Origin of the sequence: Nonomuraea sp. ZG12, from assembly GCF_052068115.1 — a bacterium.
Lineage (GTDB): Bacteria > Actinomycetota > Actinomycetes > Streptosporangiales > Streptosporangiaceae > Nonomuraea.
The window spans coordinates 234,385-252,717 of sequence record NZ_JBQHCW010000008.1 but is presented as its reverse complement, the minus strand read 5'-3'; the positions used below and the strand labels follow the sequence as shown (position 1 = coordinate 252,717).

13 protein-coding genes are annotated in these 18,333 nt (G+C 73.0%); 7 read left to right on the top strand and 6 right to left on the bottom strand.

What is annotated here, in order from left to right; genetic code table 11:
- Positions 1-2 precede the first annotated feature (2 nt).
- On the bottom strand, positions 3-1,595 hold the full coding sequence (gene lnt, locus ACTMTF_RS23910) for an apolipoprotein N-acyltransferase (protein WP_441112672.1): 1,593 nt from the start codon (positions 1,593-1,595) through the stop codon (positions 3-5).
- A gap of 579 nt (positions 1,596-2,174) precedes the next feature.
- Positions 2,175-4,343, bottom strand: coding sequence for a HelD family protein (locus ACTMTF_RS23905; protein ID WP_441112778.1), 2,169 nt, complete (start codon positions 4,341-4,343; stop codon positions 2,175-2,177).
- A 350-nt stretch (positions 4,344-4,693) separates the two neighbouring features.
- Between ACTMTF_RS23905 and ACTMTF_RS23900 the strand changes: the two genes are divergently transcribed.
- Genes ACTMTF_RS23900 through ACTMTF_RS23880 form a run of 5 tightly spaced genes read left to right on the top strand, consistent with a single transcriptional unit; the run spans position 4,694 to position 11,976 of the window.
- Complete coding sequence (locus ACTMTF_RS23900; protein ID WP_441112671.1) at positions 4,694-5,956, top strand: ROK family transcriptional regulator; 1,263 nt, start codon at positions 4,694-4,696, stop codon at positions 5,954-5,956.
- Positions 5,957-5,992: 36 nt separating this feature from the next.
- Positions 5,993-7,252, top strand: a complete 1,260-nt coding sequence (locus ACTMTF_RS23895) for a 6-phospho-beta-glucosidase (protein WP_441112670.1) — start codon at positions 5,993-5,995, stop codon at positions 7,250-7,252.
- Positions 7,252-8,346: an N-acetylglucosamine kinase gene (locus tag ACTMTF_RS23890; RefSeq protein WP_441112669.1), complete on the top strand. Its 1,095-nt coding sequence runs from the start codon at positions 7,252-7,254 to the stop codon at positions 8,344-8,346. The genes ACTMTF_RS23895 and ACTMTF_RS23890 overlap by 1 nt, the downstream gene beginning before the upstream one ends.
- Before the next feature lie 49 nt (positions 8,347-8,395).
- Positions 8,396-10,678 carry a hypothetical protein gene (locus tag ACTMTF_RS23885; RefSeq protein WP_441112668.1) on the top strand — a complete coding sequence of 761 codons (2,283 nt, stop codon included), beginning with the start codon at positions 8,396-8,398 and terminating at the stop codon, positions 10,676-10,678.
- 50 nt (positions 10,679-10,728) lie between these two features.
- A complete protein-coding gene (locus ACTMTF_RS23880; RefSeq protein WP_441112667.1) occupies positions 10,729-11,976 on the top strand; it encodes a cation:proton antiporter in 1,248 nt (415 codons plus the stop codon).
- Between the two features lie 24 nt (positions 11,977-12,000).
- On the opposite strand, the gene ACTMTF_RS23875 is transcribed toward ACTMTF_RS23880, so the two are convergent.
- The 4 genes from ACTMTF_RS23875 to ACTMTF_RS23860 form a co-directional block, all read right to left on the bottom strand.
- Complete coding sequence (locus ACTMTF_RS23875) at positions 12,001-12,471, bottom strand: Lrp/AsnC family transcriptional regulator (protein ID WP_397013086.1); 471 nt, start codon at positions 12,469-12,471, stop codon at positions 12,001-12,003.
- A gap of 23 nt (positions 12,472-12,494) precedes the next feature.
- Positions 12,495-13,088, bottom strand: coding sequence for a GTP-binding protein (locus ACTMTF_RS23870; protein WP_397013088.1), 594 nt, complete (start codon positions 13,086-13,088; stop codon positions 12,495-12,497).
- 260 nt (positions 13,089-13,348) lie between these two features.
- Entirely contained in the window at positions 13,349-14,212 is an 864-nt protein-coding gene (locus ACTMTF_RS23865; protein WP_441112666.1) for a terpene synthase family protein, read from the bottom strand.
- Positions 14,213-14,939: 727 nt separating this feature from the next.
- Complete coding sequence (locus tag ACTMTF_RS23860; RefSeq protein WP_441112665.1) at positions 14,940-16,076, bottom strand: M24 family metallopeptidase; 1,137 nt, start codon at positions 16,074-16,076, stop codon at positions 14,940-14,942.
- Positions 16,077-16,192: 116 nt separating this feature from the next.
- On the opposite strand from ACTMTF_RS23860, the gene ACTMTF_RS23855 reads away from it, so the two are divergent.
- Both ACTMTF_RS23855 and ACTMTF_RS23850 read left to right on the top strand, forming a co-directional pair.
- Complete coding sequence (locus tag ACTMTF_RS23855) at positions 16,193-17,428, top strand: PP2C family protein-serine/threonine phosphatase (RefSeq protein WP_397013094.1); 1,236 nt, start codon at positions 16,193-16,195, stop codon at positions 17,426-17,428.
- Positions 17,428-18,321 carry a 5'-3' exonuclease gene (locus tag ACTMTF_RS23850; protein WP_397013482.1) on the top strand — a complete coding sequence of 298 codons (894 nt, stop codon included), beginning with the start codon at positions 17,428-17,430 and terminating at the stop codon, positions 18,319-18,321. The genes ACTMTF_RS23855 and ACTMTF_RS23850 overlap by 1 nt, the downstream gene beginning before the upstream one ends.
- Positions 18,322-18,333 lie beyond the last annotated feature (12 nt).

The following is an 18,333-nucleotide window of genomic DNA, read 5'->3' as shown; positions in this document are numbered from 1 at the left end:
CGTCACTCATTCCCCATCCGGTCGTGCCGCCGCCTGCGCCATACGGCCGCGAAGGCCGCCACCGCTCCCAACCCGATCAATGCCCACTCGGGTGCCGCTCCGACCTTGGTGGCGACCGTCATTTCGGTCCGCACCGGCACCTTCACCACGGTCATGTCGGCGACCAGCTCGCGAGTCTGCCAGGAGACTTTACCGTCAGGGGTGACAAACGCGGATATACCGGTGGTTGCGGCGGTGACGAAGGCCCTGTTGTGCTCGACCGCCCGCAGCTTTGACATGGCGAGTTGCTGCGCGGGCAGATTGGTCAGCGCGTAGGAGGCGTTGTTGGTCTGCACCACCATCGGCGTGGCACCGGTCCGCACGGTCTCGCGCACGGTGTCGTCGTAGGCGACCTCGTAGCAGTTGACCGCGCCGATGGTGACCGGCCCCAGCTTCAGGTCGCCCGGCCCCACGCCGGGGACCGACTGCCTGCCGACCATCGCGGCCCGGTCGTACAGGGCCATCACGAGGTCCTTGAACGGGGTGTACTCGCCGAAGGGGACCAGCCGCTGCTTGTCGTAGTAGGCGCCCGGTCCGGTGGCCGGGTCCCACACCAGGCTGCGGGTGGCCCGGTGTTCCTCGCCGACCGCCACCACGGCGCCGACCAGCGTGGGCACGCCGACGTCCTTCACCGCCTCGTCGATCGTCCGGTAGGCGGAGGTGTCGCGGTAGGGGTCGATGTCGGTGGAGTTCTCCGGCAGGACCACCACGTCGGGCTTGGGCAGCTCGCCGGCCCGCACGGCCCGCGCCAGCCGCTTGGTCTCCTCGGCGTGGTTCTTCAGCACGACGGCGGGCTCGTCGCCGAGGAAGTACATGCCCCGGCCGGGCACGTTGCCCTGGACGATGCCCACGTTGACGGTGCGCCCCTCGTCGGTGTGCCGCGGCACGGCCAGGCCGAGCAGCGGCACGGCCAGGGCGAGCGCCAGCGGGATCGCCTGCCGCAGGCCCGCGGCGGGCCGCAGGAGCGCGTAGGCGAGCAGGGCCCCGCACAGGGCCACGGCGAACGACACCAGCGGCGCGCCGCCCAGCGCGGCGTAGGGGGTGAACACCGACTCGCCCTGGCTGAAGGCGATCCGCGCCCAGGGGAAGCCGCCGATCGGCACCAGGCCGCGGATCCACTCCATGGCCACCCAGAGCGCGGCGAAGTAGACCGGCCACAGCCGCAGCCTGAACACCAGCGAGACCGGCACCGCCAAGGCGGCGTAGAACAGGCTCTCGACGCCCACCAGCATCAGCCAGACGTCGTCGCCGATCGGCCGCACCCAGGACAACGCCGGCAGCAGGAACACCACGGCGCCCACGTAAGCCACCCAGGCCGCCCGTCTGGGCCTGGCGCCGTAGAGCGACGCCACGACCAGCCCCAGCCCCAGCGGGGCGCACAGCCACCAGTCCAGCGGCGGGAAGGACAGGAAGAGCAGCGCGCCCCCGGCGACGGCGGCGGCCACCCGGCCGGACAGGATCCACCTCGACTCGGGAGCGGGCGCGCGGCGACGCGGCTCGGCGGCAACCGAACCGGGCGCGAGGGTGGGCGATGTGCCCGTCTTTTCCTGCACCACTCAGGTTCTCCTCGCGACTCGCACGCCTTCTCAGCGAAAACGCTACCGCCCCGGGGCCGCGCTCAGGTCACGGCACGACGAAGGGATCCGGCCGTCATCGGCCGTCATCGGGCGGTGTCGTACCGGATCGGGCTCCGGCGAGCGGCGCGCGGCGCGACGCCGGGCGCGAGGAGCGGCAGGGTGATCCCGTCGCTGACGAGACCACCCGGCGCGCTGACATCCCGCGCACGAGAGCGGGAAGAGGGCCCGAGAACCCTTCGGACCGGATCCGTCTCGTCGGCGGCGAGCGCGAAATTCCGTTGTCTACTGGGCTCCCGGGCCCGTCCCGGGTCCAACCCCCCGCCCGGCTGGGGTGCCCCGACTCGACGGACCGACGGCCCTGCACCTGGCTGTGTGGACGGAGCTCGCTCCGTCACGGGCGCAGGATCCGACGATGTCAGAGACGGCCAACCGGCCAAGTCCCGTGCTGGACTGGGCAGCAAACTACCGACTCCACCTCAGATGTCAACCGTGTCCCGATCAGCGAGAACATCAAGTTTTCGCAGGTGGGAGCGTCTGGGCCAGCACCACTAAAGCACGTTAATCACCATTTGCAGGCCCGTTCGAGCGGCTTGGCAAGCCGCTCAACGCCTGCGACAGGGGCCGTTCGTGGACGACTCCGAGCCGTTGCGTGGCACGGGTGAGAGCGACGTAGAGGTCGCTCGGCCCGCGCGGCGACTGCCCCGCGATGAGGTCGGGCTCGGCGACGATCACCGAGTCGAACTCCAGCCCCTTGGCGTCGGCCACCGCGAGCACGGCCACCGGGGCGTCGAGAGCCGCCGCGCCGTGCGCCCGGCCCGCCCCCGGCGCGATCACCACCGCGCCGTCGACCGCGCCGAGGACCACCTCGCCCAGCTCGGCGAGCATCGCGTCGGGCACCACCACGGCCACCTTGCCGCCCTCCCCGACCTCCGCCTTGACCAGCTCCGGCAACGCCGCCAGCGGCGCCGACCAGGGCTCGACACCGCCTTCGCGGACCGAGGTCGGCGGCTCCAGCTCCGGATCGATGGTGGCGAGCACCCGGGAGGCCAGCGCCATCAACTCCACCGGCGTGCGGTAGTTGACGCTCAGCCGTTCCTGCCGCCAGCGCCCGGCCACGTACGGGTCGAGCACGTCGGCCCAGGAGCGGGCCCCGGCGGTCGAACCGGTCTGCGCGATGTCGCCGACGATCGTCATCGAACGGGTGGGGATGCGGCGCATGATCGAACGCCAGGCCATCGGCGACAGCTCCTGCGCCTCGTCCACGATCACGTGCCCGTAGGCCCAGTTGCGGTCGGCCGCCGCGCGCTCGGCGGTGGTCAGATAGGGGCCGTCACCGCGGTGCCGCTCGGCGAGGCGCTCGGCCTCCATGACGTCCGACAGGCCCGTCAGCTCCAGGACCTCGCGGGCGTAGGAGAGCTCGGCCTCGCGCTCGTGCTCCTCGGCCTCCCGGGCCGCGGCGAGCTCCTCCTCGGCCTGCATCGCGCTGGCGCGCAGCACCTGCTCGTCGATCTCGCCCAACAGCTCGGCCGCCTCGTCGAGCAGCGGCACGTCGGACTCGGTCCACTCGGCGGCCCCGTCGCGCCGCAGCAGCTCCCGCTCCCGCGGGGACAGCGCCGAGGCGGCGTGGTCGAGCCGCTCCGCGGAGCCGTACAGGCTCAGCAGCAGGCGCTGCGGGGTGAGATAGGGCCACAGCCGGTTGAGCGCGGCTCGGACGACCGGCTCGGTCCGCAGCTCCTCGCGCAGATCGGCGAGCTCGTCGTCGTCGATCAGCCCCTTGCCGAGCTTTCTGGCCACCTGCCTGGCCAGGGCGTTGAGCAGGGACCTGACGAAGGTGGCGCGCGCCTGGTTGTGCGGGCGGCGGGACCGGGTGGCCTTGCCGCGCGCCGACTCCAGCATGTTGCGGTCGATGGTGAGGGTGTAGCGGCCCAGGTTCAGCTCGACGGGCTTGCGGGGCACCCGCTGCCGCTCGCGCACGGCCTTGGCGAGCACCTCGGCCATGCGCAGGTCGCCCTTGAGCGCGGCCACCTCGGACCGTTCCCTGGCGCCGGCGACCAGGCCGGGGTAGAGCTCGCCGACGGTGGACAACAGCACGTCCGTCTCGCCGAGCGAGGGCAGCACCTGCTCGATGTAGCGCAGGAAGGTGAGGTTCGGGCCGAGGATGAGCACGCCGCGGCGCTCCAGGCGCTCCCGGTGCGTGTAGAGCAGGTAGGCGGCGCGATGCAGGGCGACGACGGTCTTGCCGGTGCCGGGGCCGCCCTGGACGACGAGCACGCCGTTGAGGTCGGACCTGATGACGCGGTCCTGCTCGGACTGGATGGTGGCGACGATGTCGCGCATCCGGCCGGTGCGCCGCTCGTCCAGCGCGGCCAGCAGCGCGGCCTCACCGTTGAGCGTGGCGCGGTCGTCGTCGGTGAGCGCGTCGAAGTCGAGCAGGTCGTCCTCGACGGCCTTGACCACACGTCCCTTGGTCTGCAGGTGGCGGCGCCTGGTCACGCCCATCGGCGCGGACGGGGTGGCGCGGTAGAACGGCTGCGCGATCGGCGCCCGCCAGTCGATGAGCAGCCGCTCCTGCTCGTCGTCGCTCAGACCGAGCTTGCCGATGTAGAGCCGGCCCTCGTCGACGTGGTCCAGCCGGCCGAAGGCCAGCCCGCGCTCCACCGCCCACAACCTGGCCAGCCTGGTGGCGTACATCTCGGCGAAGGTGTCACGCTCCGACCTGTTCTGCATCGTCCCGACGGCGCCGGCCGCCAGCACGTCCTTGAGTTGCCCCTGGGTGCGCTCACGCAGCACGTCGAGACGGTCATAGAGGCGGGTGACGTACGCCTGCTCCTTGGCGAGCTCTGTTTGACGCGTTGCCGCCAGACCATTAATGTGGGTAATGGGACACTCCGGGCTATTCTGCTTGTTGTTACGACAAACGATGACATTAGCATGCCCGTCGAGGGACGCCCACTCTTTCGCGTGATCCCCCCTTCCGCCGGTGATCACGGCTCGGTTTCGACTCTTGACCGAACCCCCTCGCACTCCTTACGTTCCTTTTCGTTAGGAAAGTTTCCTAACGTTGCGAAGGGGTGACAGTGAGCGCTCCCGTACCGGGCACTCCCAGTCTGCTACGCGCCATCAATGATCGCGCCGCTCTGCGCGTGCTTCTGGAGCGCGGCCCGCTGACCCGCCCCGAGATCGGCACGCTGACCGGCCTGTCCAAGCCGACGGCCTCCCAGCTCCTGTTCCGGCTGCAGGAGGCGGGCCTGGTGGTCCTGGACGGCGTCCGGCACGGGCTGCCGGGCCGCACGGCCGAGCTCTACCGCATCAACCCCGCGGCGGCGTACGCGGCGGCGCTCGACGTCACCGCCACCCGCGTCGAGGCCAGGGTGGCCGACCTGTCCGGCGCCGTCGTCGGCGAGCACACCCTCGTCACCGGGCCGCGCCCGCGCGGCACCCTGATCGACCGGTTGCGCGCGGCGCTGGCCGGCGCGAACCCGCCCGCGCCGCCGCGCCGCGTGGTGATCGGCGTCCAGGCGGCGCTCGACCCCGCCACCGGCAGGCTCGGGTACGCCACCGCGCGGGACATGCCGGGATGGCACATCGACGACCTGGAGCCGGCCCTCACCGAAGGGCTGGGCGTGCCGGTCTCGGTGGAGAACAACGTCAACCTGGTGGCCCTGGCCGAGCAGGCGCACGGCTCGGCACGCGGCACGCCCGACTTCGTGCTGCTGTGGGCCGACGAGGGCATCGGCGCGGCCATCGTGCTCGGCGGCCGGCTGCATCGCGGCGCCACCGGCGGCGCGGGCGAGGTCGGTTACATGCCCGCGCCGGGCGCGCCCACGGCCCGCGAGACCGGTCAGTACGCCGACCACGGCTACCAGGCGCTCACCGGCGGCGCGGCCGTGCTGCGCGTGCTGCGCTCCCACGGCGTGCCGGGCGCCGACCTCCGCCAGGCCGTCTCCCACGCGGCGGCCGCAGCCGCGGGCCCCGCGACGGTCAGCCCCACAACGGTCGGACCCGCGATGGTCGGCCCGGCGACGGTCGGACCCGCGACGGTGGGGGCCGAGGTGGCCGTGGTGGCGTTGCGGGAGGTCGCGGCGCGGCTGGCGGTGGGGCTGGCCGCGATCACGTCCGTGGTGGATCCGGGGCTGATCGTGCTGACCGGCGGGGTCGTCCTGGCTGGTGGGGAGACGTTGCGCGGGCTGATCGAGGAGGAGCTGCACGCGCTGACGATCGCCCGCCCTCGGGTGCGGTTGTCGGCGGTGCGGGGGAACCCGGTGCTGGCCGGGGCGCTCGACCTCGCCCTGGCGACCGTCCAGGACGAGATCTTCGACTCCACGGGGCCCAGACGGTGAGCCTCCCGGGAGCGCGACCATGACAGGAGTGAACGGTTGAGACTGGCTGTGGTCGGGGGCGGTTCGACGTACACGCCCGAGTTGATCGACGGTTTCGCGCGGCTCAGCGATGAGCTGCCCGTCACGGAGATCGCCCTCATAGATCCTGATAAATCGAGACTCGACGCGGTGGCGGGGATGGCGCGGCGGATGCTCGCGCACGCCGGGCATCCGGCCCGGATCGTGGCCACCTCCTCCGTCGAGGAGGGGGTCGCGGGAGCGCGGGCCGTGCTGTTCCAGCTCCGGGTCGGCGGCCAGGCCGCTCGCGACGTGGACGAGACGCTGCCGCTGCGCTGCGGCTGCGTGGGACAGGAGACGACGGGCGCGGGCGGCCTGGCCAAGGCGCTGCGGACGGTCCCGGTGGTGCTGGAGATCGCCGACGTGGTGCGGCGCGAGGCCCCCGGCGCCTGGATCGTCGACTTCACCAACCCGGTCGGCATCGTGACCAGGGCGCTGCTGGACGCGGGGCACCGGGCGATCGGGCTGTGCAACGTGGCCATCGGCCTCCAGCGGCGCTTCGCCGCCACGCTGGGGGTCGAGCCCGCGCGGGTGTCGCTCGGCCACGTCGGGCTCAACCACCTGTCCTGGGAGCGGGCGGTGTTCCTGGACGGGCGGGACGTGCTGCCGTCGCTGCTGGCCGGCCACGCCGAGGAGATCGCGGCCGACGTGGGCCTGCGCGCCGGGCTGCTGCGCAGGCTCGGCTCGGTGCCGTCCTACTACCTGCGGTACTTCTACGCCCACGACGAGGTGGTGGCCGAGCAGCGCGCCAAGCCGTCGCGCGCGGCGGAGGTGGCGGCGATGGAGAGGCGGCTGCTGGCGATGTACGCCGACCCGGCGGTGGTGACCAAGCCGGAGCTGCTGTCGGAGCGGGGTGGCGCCTTCTACTCCGAGGCCGCGGTCGCACTGATCGCCTCCCTGCTGGGCGATCGGGGTGACACCCAGGTGGTGAACGTGCGCAACGGCGGCACGCTGCCGTTCCTGGACCCGGAGGCGGTGATCGAGGTGCCGGCGACGGTCAGCGCGTCGGGGGCCGCGCCGCTGCCGGTGACGCCGGTGGAGCCGCTGTACGCGGGACTGATCGCGCATGTGTCGGCGTACGAGACTCTCGCGCTGCGCGCGGCCCTGCACGGCGGGGCGGACCGCGTGCGGGACGCTCTGCTGGCGCACCCGCTGGTCGGCCAGGACGCGGTCGCGCAGGAGCTGACCGGCCTGCTGCTGGAGGCCAACCGCGGCCACCTGCCGTGGGCGGTGGGTTAGTGGCGGGCTCGCGGGACGCGGCCTTGGGCGCCGGGTTAGCGGCGGGCTCGCGGGACGCTGTCGCGGGCGGTGGGCCGGTGGCGGCTCGCCGGCTGCTGCTGGCGGTGGACGGCGGCAACAGCAAGACCGACGTGGCGGTGGTGACCGAGGACGGCGAGGTGCTGGCGACCGGCCGCGCGGGCCCGTTCCTCCCGCAGAGCGCGGGCGTGGCGGCGGCGGTCGACGTGGTGGAGCAGGCGCTGGCCGCCGCGCGGGCGGACGGTGGGCCGGAGGGGGCGCTGTCGTCGGCGTGGCCGGGTGGGGTGGGGTTCGACCATGTGGCCGCGTTTCTGGCGGGGGCGGATCTGCCGGTGGAGGAGGAGGCGCTGGCGCGGGAGTTCGCCGCGAGGGGGTTCGGCGCCGACGTCGTGGTCCGTAACGACGCCTTCGCGTTGCTGCGCGCGGGCGTGTCGGGTTCGTGGGGTGTCGCGGTGGTGTGCGGGGCGGGGATCAACGCGGTGGGCGCCTCCCCCACCGGGCAGGTCGCCCGCTTCCCCGCGCTCGGGCGGCTCAGCGGCGACTGGGGCGGCGGCGAGGGCCTCGGCCAGGAGGCGCTGTGGCACGCGGTCCGCGCCGAGGACGGCCGTGGCCGGGCGACCGCCCTGGCCGAGCTGGTGACGACCCACTTCGCCGCCGCCACGGTCGAGCAGGTCGTCCTGGCGATGCACTTCGGCGAGCTGGACGTGAACCGGCTGCACGAGCTCGCCCCCGGGGTCTTCGCCGCCGCCGAGGCGGGTGACGAGGTGGCGGGCGCGCTGGTGGACCGGCTTGCGGACGAGGTGGTGGTGCTCGCGGAGGTGTGCCTGCGCCGCCTGTCGTTGCTGGACACGCCCGCGCAGGTGGTGCTGGGCGGCGGGATACTCACCGCCGGGCATCGGCGGCTGACGGGCCGTCTGGAGGCCGCGTTCGCGTCCAGGGCGCCGAAGGCGGAGCTGGTGCCGGCGCGGCTCGCGCCCATCGCCGGGGCCGCGCTCAGCGGCCTGGACCACCTGGGCGCCACGCAGGCCGCCAAGGCGCGGCTCCGCGCCCACTACGCCACCGGGGGCTCCCGGTGAATGGGCGATTGTGCGGCGCGAGTGCCCTGACCGGCGTCATCCTGCGGTCATGGACGGGTTTCTGGACACCAGCACCGCGGGAGTGACCGAGTTGCGCGTGCACGGCGTTTCCGGCACGCCGCCGAACTCGATGCTCAACCACCCTCATCCCCACCCGGTGGCCGGCGACCGGACCACCGGGTTCTACCGGCGCTGGTGGCCGTCCGGCAGGCCCGCCGGGCGGGACGCGGACGTGCCGGGCGTGCGGCATCGGGAGGCGTACGCGTGGGGCGGGCTCACCTCCGGCGGGCGGACCATCGCGCTGTGGCTGCTCCTGCTGCCGTTCTCGATGGCGAACCTGGCGTACTTCATGCTGCCGCGACCGGACGGCGGGCGGCGGCTGCGCCATACCGTCGAGGCGGCGCAGCGGCTGTTCGCGCTGCTGCTCACCGGGACGCTCGTCGGCGCCCTGGTCCGGGCGAGCGTCGATCTCGTCGGCTGGCAGTGCACGGCGGCCGGGCGGGCCTGCGCGCGGGAGGGCGCGCCGGTGTGGGTGCACTGGATGAGCCAGTTGTGGGGGACGGAGGAGTCCCGGCGGCTGGCCGTCACCGCGCTGGTGCCGCTCGCGGTCGTCGGGGTGCTGTGGGCGATCGCGCGGCGTACGTGGCGGCGGGACGAGCGCACGGTGCTGCCTCCCGACGGGTTCGGCCATCCGGGGGTGCTGCTGGCCCGGCGGCGGCTGTGGCACGGTGGCGCCCCGGTGTGGCGGCTGCGGAGCGTGCACATCGCCTTCGCGCTCGGCGCGATCGGGCTGGCCGTGTCCGCGCCGTTCGCCCGTTCGGCGGGCGGGGCGGCGCTGACCGTGGCGAACGCGGCCGTCCAGGTGGCCGCGGTGGTGCTGGTGGTGCTCCCGGGGATCGGCCGCCGGGTGGATCCCGAGGCCGGCGACGCGGACGGCGGGTGGCTGACCCGTGCCTGCCGGGCGCTGGAGATCGCGGCACCCGTGCTCTTCCTGGTGACGTTCGGGTGGGCGCTGGCCGGGCTGCCGCTCGGCGTGCCGCGCGAGGCGCTGAGCGCGCAGTTGCCCGGAGTCGGGGCTGGAACGGTCCAACTCGGGATGACGATGGTGCTGGCGGTGGTCGTCGGGGCGGGGACCTGGGCGCTCGCCCGGATGGACCGGCCCGCCGGTCGGGCGGCGGACCGGATCGGCCGGGCGGCGGTTCCGGGCGAGCGGCGCGCGATGGGCGGGATGGCGAGCTGGTTCACGCTGATGGCGGCCGCGGGCAGTGCCAACGCGCTGGCGCTCGGCCTGATGTTCTGGACGGCGTCCTTCTTCGGCATCCCGGAGTCCCCCTCCAGGCCCGCGGACCTCGGCACCGACCTCTTCCTCGACGACCCGGTCTGGTGGACGGCGGCGCTGGTCCCGGTCATGGTGGCGGGCGTCGTCCTGGTCGCGGTCGTGCTGTGGCGGATCCGCGAGGCGGCCACCGCGAAGCTGGCCCCGAAGCTGGCGGCCTCCTACGGGCCGCACGCCGCCGAGGTGGCCGGGAAGTGGTCGCTGGCGGCGCTCTCCGACCGGGCCGGGCTGGTGCTGGGGCTGCTGGTGGGCACCGGGCTGACCGGGTTCGCCGTGGTGACCGTGATCTACCGGTTGGGGCTGGTCACGCCGGTGGAGGGCACCGCGGGGCTGTTCGCGACCCTGGGCAGCTGGGCGATGGCGGCGTTCGCCGTCGGCCTGGTGCTGCTGGGGCGGCGCACGTACAGCGACTCCCGGCTGCGCAGGACCGTCGGCATCCTGTGGGACGTCGCCACCTTCTGGCCGCGCGCCATTCACCCGCTGGCGCCGCCCTGCTACACCGAGCGGGTCGTGCCCGAGCTGGTCGCCCGGCTGGACGCGCTCACCCGGGACGAGGAGGACCAGGTGCTCATCTCCGGGCACAGCCAGGGCAGCGTCATCGCCGCCGCCGTGGTGCTGCAGCTCAGGCCGGCCGTACGGGAGCGGGTCCGGCTGCTCACGCACGGCTCGCCGCTGTGCCGGTTGTACGCCGCGTACTTCCCCGCGTACTTCGGCGCGGCGAGCCTGTCGGCGGTGCGCGACGCGGTGCGGTGGGTGAACCTCTACCGGCTGAGCGACCCGATCGGCGGTCCCGTCTTCGACCGGGCCGACCCGTTCGGGCCGGAGGACGAGCCGGAGGGCGGGCGGGAGCGGGGTGAGGGGGAGGTGGACGTGTTCTGCTGGGACCCGCCGCTGTGGGAGGCGGGCGAGCCGCTCGCCGCTGCGCGCTGGCATGTCGGCTACTGGTTCGACCCGCCATACGACGAGGCGCTGGGCCGGCTGACGAGCCGATCCTGAAATTTCCCCCATAGGGGATGTGCGGTGATCTCCGGGGCACTAGGTCATCGATGTCGACACCAGACCTCCTCCTCGCCATCGGCGGCGGCGCCGCCCTGCTCGCCGCCCTGCTGCCCGGCATCCTCGCCAAGCGGGCGATCTCGCTGCCGCTGGCCTATCTGATCGGCGGCGTGCTGCTGTTCCTGCTGCCGATCGGGTTACCCGCGCCCGATCCGATCGCGTACCGGGTGGCGCTGGAGCACATCACCGAGCTCTGCGTCGTCATCTCGCTGATGGGCGCGGGCCTGGCGATCAACCGGCGGACCGGGCTGCGCGGCTGGGCCACGACGTGGCGGCTGCTCGGCTGGGCGATGCCGCTCACCATCGCCGCCGTCGCCGCCGCGGCCCTGTTCCTGCTGGGCTGGCCGATCGGGGCGGCGCTCCTGCTCGGGGCGGTGCTGGCGCCCACCGACCCGGTGCTCGCCTCCGACGTCAACGTCGGCGAACCGGTCGACGCGGCCAACGCCGACGACGAGGTCCGCTTCTCGCTGACCTCGGAGGCCGGGCTGAACGACGGGCTGGCCTTCCCGATCGTGTACGCGGCCATCGCCGTCGCGGCGGTCGGCGGCGTGGGCTGGGTGGGCGAGTGGGCCCTGGTGGACGTGCTGTACCGGACCGCCGCCGGGGCGATCTGCGGGCTGCTGCTGGGCCGGCTGCTCGGCCGGCTCTTCTTCCACGCCGGGGTGGAGAAGCTGCGGCTGGCCGAGCACCGCGACGGCTTCGTCGCCCTGGCCGCCACCCTTCTCACCTACGGCCTGACCGAGCTCGTGCACGGCTACGGCTTCGTCGCGGTCTTCGTCACCGCGTGCACCATCAGGAGCGCCGAGCACGGCCACGGCTACAACAACGTCCTGCACGGCTTCGTGGAGCAGATCGAGCGGCTGCTGACCGCCTGGCTGCTGCTCCTTCTCGGCGGCTTCGCCGCGACCGGCGGGCTGGCGGCGCTCACCTGGCGGGGCGCGGCCGTCGGCCTCCTGCTGGTGCTGGTGATCCGGCCGGTGGCAGGGTGGCTGACCCAGCTGGGCGGCGCGGCCGGGCCCCGGGAGCGCATCGCGATCTCGTTCTTCGGCGTGCGCGGCGTCGGCTCGCTGTTCTATCTGGCCTACGCGCTGGGTCAGGCGGACTTCGGGGTGCCTGCGGAGGAGCTGTGGGCGGTGGTGGCCTTCGCCGTGCTGGCCTCCGTGGTGCTGCACGGGATCACCGCCACCCCCATCATGAACCGCCTGGACAACATCCGCGACGGCCGGGCCGGACGTTGAACGCGGTCCTCGACGCCCGGCGCGTCACTCCGCTTCGGGCGGTTCGTCCGTGCCCTTCACGTCGGGGGCGCGGTGCTCGTACGGGGTGCTGAGCACGACCGTGGTGCGGGTGGAGACGTTGGCGAGGGCGCGGATCTGCTGCAGCAGTTCCTCGAGCCCGACCGGCGAGGCGACCCGCACCTTGAGGATGTAGCTCTCGTCGCCCGCCACGCTGTGGCACGCCTCGATGGCCGTCAGGTGGGACAGCCGGTCGGGGGCGTCATCGGGCGCGGCCGGGTCGATCGGCTTGATCGACACGAAGGCGGTCATCGGCAGCCCGACCGCGTCGTAGTCGATGATCGCGGCATATCCCCGCAGCACGCCGCGCTTCTCCAGGCGGCGCACCCGCTGATGCACCGCCGAGACCGAGAGCCCGGTCTCCCTGGCCAGCTCGGTGAAGCTCATCCGGCCGTCCTCGGCCAGCAATGTGACGATCCTGCGGTCGATCTCCTCCATCGGTCAAAGGTAGCCGGTAGAGGTCACGACATCGTCCCGACCGGGGAGGCGCCCATGCGCAGCGCGTGCTCCACGAGCGTGACCAGGACGTCCCTGCTGGAGTCGCGCCTGCGGGCGTCGCAGCGCACGATCGGGACACCCGGATCCAGGCCCAGCGCCTGCCGCACCTCGCCGACGGTGAACGGGCGGGCGCCGTCGAAGCAGTTGAGCGCCACCACGAACGGCTGGCGGCGCTTCTCGAAGTAGTCGATGGCCGGGAAGCAGTCGGCCAGGCGGCGGGTGTCGGCCAGCACCACGGCGCCGAGCGCGCCCATGGCCAGGTCGTCCCAGACGAACAGGAACCGCTCCTGACCGGGGGTGCCGAACAGGTAGAGCATGTAGTCGCCGCGGATGGTGATGCGGCCGAAGTCCATGGCCACGGTGGTGGTCGGCTTGGCCTCGACACCGGACAGGTCGTCGATGTGCCGGCCGATGTGGGTGAGCGCCTCCTCGGTGCGCAGCGGCCGGGTCTCCGACACCGCGTCCACCATGGTGGTCTTGCCCGCGCCGAAGCCGCCCGCGATCAGAATCTTGATCGGGGTGGGCAGCCGCCACCGCTCAGAGCGACCGAAGTCCATCCAGCACCGCCTGCACTTCCCTCCACGTCCGCGCGACCCTCAGCCTGCGGTGCCGTGGTCAGTGGCTCCTGTCAAGGCGTCGAGAAGATTGATCCACTTGCCTGGCATCGAGACACCCTAGCAACGCGACATATTCCACTCAAGCGCCCAAGACCCCCGGGACATCGATATGTCACCGTTTGTCGTCTATAACCTCTTTGGTGGGGCAGAAATTGGCGCTGGGTAAAACGAGTTGTCATGCTATCTGACATCTCGGTTACTCATAGACGTCCATAGTCCGAAATGTTGTTATATCCAGCGTTAAAACCCATTTGTCGCCATAAGTAGTCGGCCGCACGCGGGCTACGTTGCCGTACCCGGTCGATCAGCTCGGCCGCCTCGCCCGCGAGGCCGGCCATCGCGTCCGTCACCTCGCCCCTGCTGACGCCGAGCGTGAGCACGTTGAGATCGCCCCAGCTCACGTCCCGCCGGTAGGAGGCCAGGTCGCCGAGCAGGTGCAGATAGCGCTGCACCCGCTCGCTGGCCGCCCGCAGCTCCTCCAGGTGTCCCTTGGCCCACGCGTCGCCGGCGTAGATCCAGTGCGACAGATCCACGAAGCAGGTGCCGCGGCTGTCGGCGTTGCCGACGAACCGCGCCAGCGTGATCTCGGCCCGGGTGTCCCGCCACACCCAGGCCCTGGCCATCCCGGCCAGCATCCTGGCGAGCTGGTCCCGCCAGAGCCGGTGCAGCTCGGCGAACCCCTCGACGGTGGCCAGCTCGTCACGCAGATCGGCCAGGAATCGGGTGACGGCCGCCCGCGGCGCCCCGCCGTCGGCGACCGCCAGGCAGTCGCGGATCAGCGTGTTCACCTGCTCAAGGCTGGCGGTGGTGTGGTCCACGAGCCGGTCCAGGGCCAGCACCCACAGCGCGGTACGGCCCGCCATCTTCAGCCGGTCGGCGCTCGCCCAGGGCGCGCAGAACGCGGCGGTCAGCGAGTGCGCGGTGTAGAAGTCGCCGTCGAAGGTCGCCGCCGGGAACAACCCGGCGTACATCTCGGCGCAGCGCCGCAGGTCCCTGCCGCACTCGGCGGCCAGCGCGCACGTCCTGCCAAGCTCGAACGCCTCGTCCGGCAGGCCACCCGGCATCCTAGGTCCGCTCGATCGGCACTCGGATCATGCGAGACCCCCCAACACCCGCGGTTACCCCTTTGTGATTAATTGTCACATGATCACAAGCGTCCGATCAAGGTGACAGCAGGGTGGCCGGATCCTCGCCGCCGGCCCTGGGCGTACGACGCGGGTGGCCGGCCTGGACCCTCGCCACCGGGCCGGCCATCACGCCGGCGACCACCGCGGCCGCGCCGGGGAGGCGGCGAGCGTCGCGTACGGGCGCGCAGTGAGTGTCCCAGGGTGTGCTCGCGCGACCGCTCGGCCCGTTCGGGCAGCGGCCGCCCGGAGACTGCCGACCCCTCCGGCGGCAACTCCGGCGCACCTGCCGGGTCGGCTCCCGGCTCCCTGGGATCTCCCGCCCGTCGCTCACCGCCTCCCTGGCGTCGTCCTCAAGGCGGCGAGCCTCCCCAGGCCCGCCGCCTCCCCGGCACCCCCGCCGCCCGGCCGGGGTGAGGGTGCGGCGCGTCAGGGCCGATCCCCACCGCCGGCCCTTCGATCACCACCGTGCGCGCGGCTTCGTCCCGGGCCGGGCGTGGCGCCGCGCACGGCGAGGCGACAGACGCCATCCGTCCGACGCGCATCCCGCCTCCCTTGCCCTCGCACTCTCAGAGCGCGCGGCGCCGGATTTGATACACCGAAACGCCGGCGAAGTACGGCGGAACTTCCCAGAAGGCGAGGACGGGAGAGGCGGCGTCACGCGCGCCTAGACGATCACCAGCTCGCGGGTGGTGTTGTTGAGGCGCTCCCCGCCGGACTCGGTGCACACGACGATGTCCTCGATGCGCGCGCCGTGCCGGCCGGCCAGGTAGATGCCCGGCTCGACGGAGAAGGCGAACCCGGCCTCCATCGGCTCGCCGTTGCCCGCGACGATGTACGGCTCCTCGTGCGTCTCGATGCCGATGCCGTGGCCGGTGCGGTGGATGAAGTGCTCGCCGTGGCCGGCGTCGGCGATGATCTCGCGGGCGGCGGCGTCGATGGACTCGCACGGCACGCCGGGCCGTACGGCGTCGCAGGCGGCGGCCTGGGCGCGGCGCAGCACCTCGTAGTAGGCGGCGAAGTCGGCGGGCGGCTCGCCGACGCTGTAGGTGCGGGTGGAGTCGGAGCAGTAGCCGTTGTGCAGCTGGCCGCCGATGTCGACGACGACCGGCTCGCCCGGCTGGATGACCCGGTCGGACACCTCGTGGTGCGGGCTGGCCCCGTTGGGGCCGGAGGCGACGATGACGAAGTCGACCGTGTCGTGGCCGGAGGCCAGGATGGCCTCCGCGATGTCGCGGGCGACCTCACGCTCGGTGCGTCCGGCGCGCAGGAACCCGGGCACCTGCCGGTGTACGGAGTCGATCGCCTCGCCGGCCTCGCGCAGCGCCGCCACCTCGCCGGGGGACTTGCGCATCCGCAACTCCCGCAGCACGCTGCCGGCCAGCACCTGCTCGGCGCCGGGCAGCGCGTCGCGGAAGCGCAGGGAGGACATCGCCCACATCCGGTCGGCCAGCCCGACCCTGGCCACCTCGCCGAGGCGGCGGGCGGCGATCCGGTAAGGGTCGTCGGTCTCGTCCCAGGCCACGAAGTCAAGGCCGAGCCTGGACGCGGGCGAGGCCTGCGCGGCCGGCAGCTCCAGGCGGGGCACCATCATGTACGGCTCGGCGGTGGCGGGCACCACCAGGCACGTCAACCGCTCCAGCGGCTTGGCGTCATAGCCACTGACGTAACGCAGGTCGGGGCCCGGGGTCAGCAGCAGCGCGTCCAGTCCGGCTTTGGCGGTGGCCTCCTGGACTGCGGCGAGGCGGGACACGGGGTACAGGTCTGAAGCGGTCACGGGCCCCAATCTACTCGGATCGCGCATCCTAAAATCCGCGAAAAGCTCTCACAACACGGCAAGCTCTAGCTACACTCCGTTGAGGATCGATCACGTATTGTGAGGCCAATTGTCCTGTTCCCGCGCCGTTTGAGAGTGAGATCATGGTCGATGCCATCGGAGGTCACCAGCACGGTCACCGGCATCGCCCGATGAACGCGGCGACCGGGGTCGGCGGCCACATCGACTCCGAGCTGCTGGCGGTGCGGCTCGCGCACGCCCAGCGGCTGGGCAACATGGGCTGGGCCGAGTGGAACCTGCGCACCGGCTGCATCATCTGGTCCGACCAGGCGTACGCCATCTTCGGCCGCGATCCGGACGACGGGCCGCTGTGCCTGTCCGAGCTGGCCGACTACGTCGAGCCCGCCGACCTGGCCGCGCTGGACGAGCTGCTGTGGACGGTCGGGCAGGGCGTGGAGCCGGTGCAGGCGGAGTTCCGCATCAGGCGCGGCGCCGGCGACGTGCGCAACCTGCGCATGGTGCTGGAGCCGCTGATGGCCCCCGGCGGGCCCACCGGCGTGCACGGCGTGATCCAGGACATCACCGGCCGCCGCCGCGCCGAGCGGATCATGTCCGAGTCGCGCCGCCAGCTCCTGGAGGCCCGGGTGCAGGCGGCCGAGGAGCGGCACGTGATGCTCGCGCTGCGCGAGGCGATCCTGCCCGAGCCGGTCGGCTGCCTCGACCTGCCGCGCACCCGGATCGCCGTCCGGTACGTCCCGGCGGAGAAGACGGCCAGCCTCGGCGGCGACTGGTTCGAGGCCGCGGCCCTGCCCGACGACCGGGTGCTGCTGGCCATCGGCGACGTGTCCGGGCACGGCCTGCCCGCCATCGCGCACATGGCGCAGCTCCGCCACGCCCTGATCGGCCTCACCATGACGGGCGCGCCGCCCAACCGGCTGCTGGCCTGGCTGAACGACCTGGTGCTGCACCGGCTGGCCGACACCACGGCCACCGCGATCGTCGGGCATCTCGACACCGCGGCCGGGGTGTTCACCTGGGGGCAGGCGGGCAACCTGGCGCCGATCCTGGTGCGTGACGGCGTGGCCTCCCAGCTCACCCCGCCCAGAGGGGTGCTGCTCGGCGCCGCCTGCGACCGGCCGTACCGGCTGGCCACGACCGAGCTGCGCGACGGCGACCTGCTGCTCATGTTCACCGACGGGCTGGTGGAGCGGCGCGACCGTGACATCGACGAGGGCCTGGACCTGGTCATGACAGCGGCCTGCAAGCTGCCGGGCTGCGATCTCGACGAGGGGCTGGACCGGCTGCTGACCGACATCGGCGGTCCCAATCCGGAAGATGACGCGTGTTTGCTGGCGGTGGGCATACTGGGCTGGTGCTGATGCTTCTGGACACCCCGTCGCTGTACTTCCGGGCCTTCTACGGCATCCCGGAGTCGATCACCGCCCCGGACGGCATGCCCGTCAACGCCGTGCGCGGCCTCATCGACATGATCGCCACGCTGGTGCGCGGGCACTCCCCCAGCGAGCTGGCGGCGACCATGGACGCCGACTGGCGGCCCGCCTTCCGGGTGGCCGCGATCCCCACGTACAAGGCGCACCGGGTCGCCCACGGCGACACCGAGGAGGTGCCCGACCTGCTGGTGCCGCAGATCCCGGTGATCGAGCAGGTGCTCGACGCGGTCGGCGTCGCCCGGCTGGAGTCGCCCGGCTACGAGGCCGACGACGTCATCGGCACCCTCACCCACCAGGCGTCCGGCGCGGTCGACATCGTGACCGGCGACCGTGACCTGTTCCAGCTCGTCGACGACGCCCGCCCGGTCCGCGTCCTCTACACCGCCCGCGGCCTGCGCAACCTGCAGCTGGTCGACGAGGCGTTCGTGACGGCCAAGTACGGCGTGCCCGGCCGTGCTTACGCCGACTTCGCCACGCTGCGCGGCGACCCCAGCGACGGCCTGCCCGGTGTCGCGGGGGTGGGCGACAAGACCGCGGCCGCGCTCATCACCCGCTTCGGCTCGCTGGACGCGCTGCTGGCGGCGCTCGACGAGGGCGTCACCGACGGCTTCCCGGCGGGCAGCCGGACCAAGCTGGCCGCCTCCCGCGACTACCTGGCGGCCGCGCCCGCGGTGGTCCGGGTGGCGCCCGACGCGCCGCTGCCGGACGCCGACCTGACGCTGCCGGTCAAGCCGCGCGACCCGGAGGCGCTGGTGCGCCTGGCCGACCGCTACGGCCTGGACGGCCCGCTCAACCGCCTGCTGGAGGTCCTGGGGCGGTAGGCGTGCGACCCC

Excerpts from the sequence above, each read along its gene's own strand:
- ACTMTF_RS23870 (WP_397013088.1), bottom strand. The coding sequence starts at position 13,088 with ATGGACTTCGGTCGCTCTGAGCGGTGGCGGCTGCCCACCCCGATCAAG.
- ACTMTF_RS23865 (WP_441112666.1), bottom strand. The coding sequence starts at position 14,212 with ATGCCGGGTGGCCTGCCGGACGAGGCGTTCGAGCTTGGCAGGACGTGC.
- ACTMTF_RS23855 (WP_397013094.1), top strand. The coding sequence starts at position 16,193 with ATGGTCGATGCCATCGGAGGTCACCAGCACGGTCACCGGCATCGCCCG.
- ACTMTF_RS23860 (WP_441112665.1), bottom strand. The coding sequence starts at position 16,076 with ATGCGCGATCCGAGTAGATTGGGGCCCGTGACCGCTTCAGACCTGTAC.
- ACTMTF_RS23875 (WP_397013086.1), bottom strand. The coding sequence starts at position 12,471 with ATGGAGGAGATCGACCGCAGGATCGTCACATTGCTGGCCGAGGACGGC.
- ACTMTF_RS23885 (WP_441112668.1), top strand. The coding sequence starts at position 8,396 with ATGGACGGGTTTCTGGACACCAGCACCGCGGGAGTGACCGAGTTGCGC.
- ACTMTF_RS23905 (WP_441112778.1), bottom strand. The coding sequence starts at position 4,343 with ATGCAGAACAGGTCGGAGCGTGACACCTTCGCCGAGATGTACGCCACC.
- ACTMTF_RS23880 (WP_441112667.1), top strand. The coding sequence starts at position 10,729 with ATGTCGACACCAGACCTCCTCCTCGCCATCGGCGGCGGCGCCGCCCTG.
- ACTMTF_RS23850 (WP_397013482.1), top strand. The coding sequence starts at position 17,428 with ATGCTTCTGGACACCCCGTCGCTGTACTTCCGGGCCTTCTACGGCATC.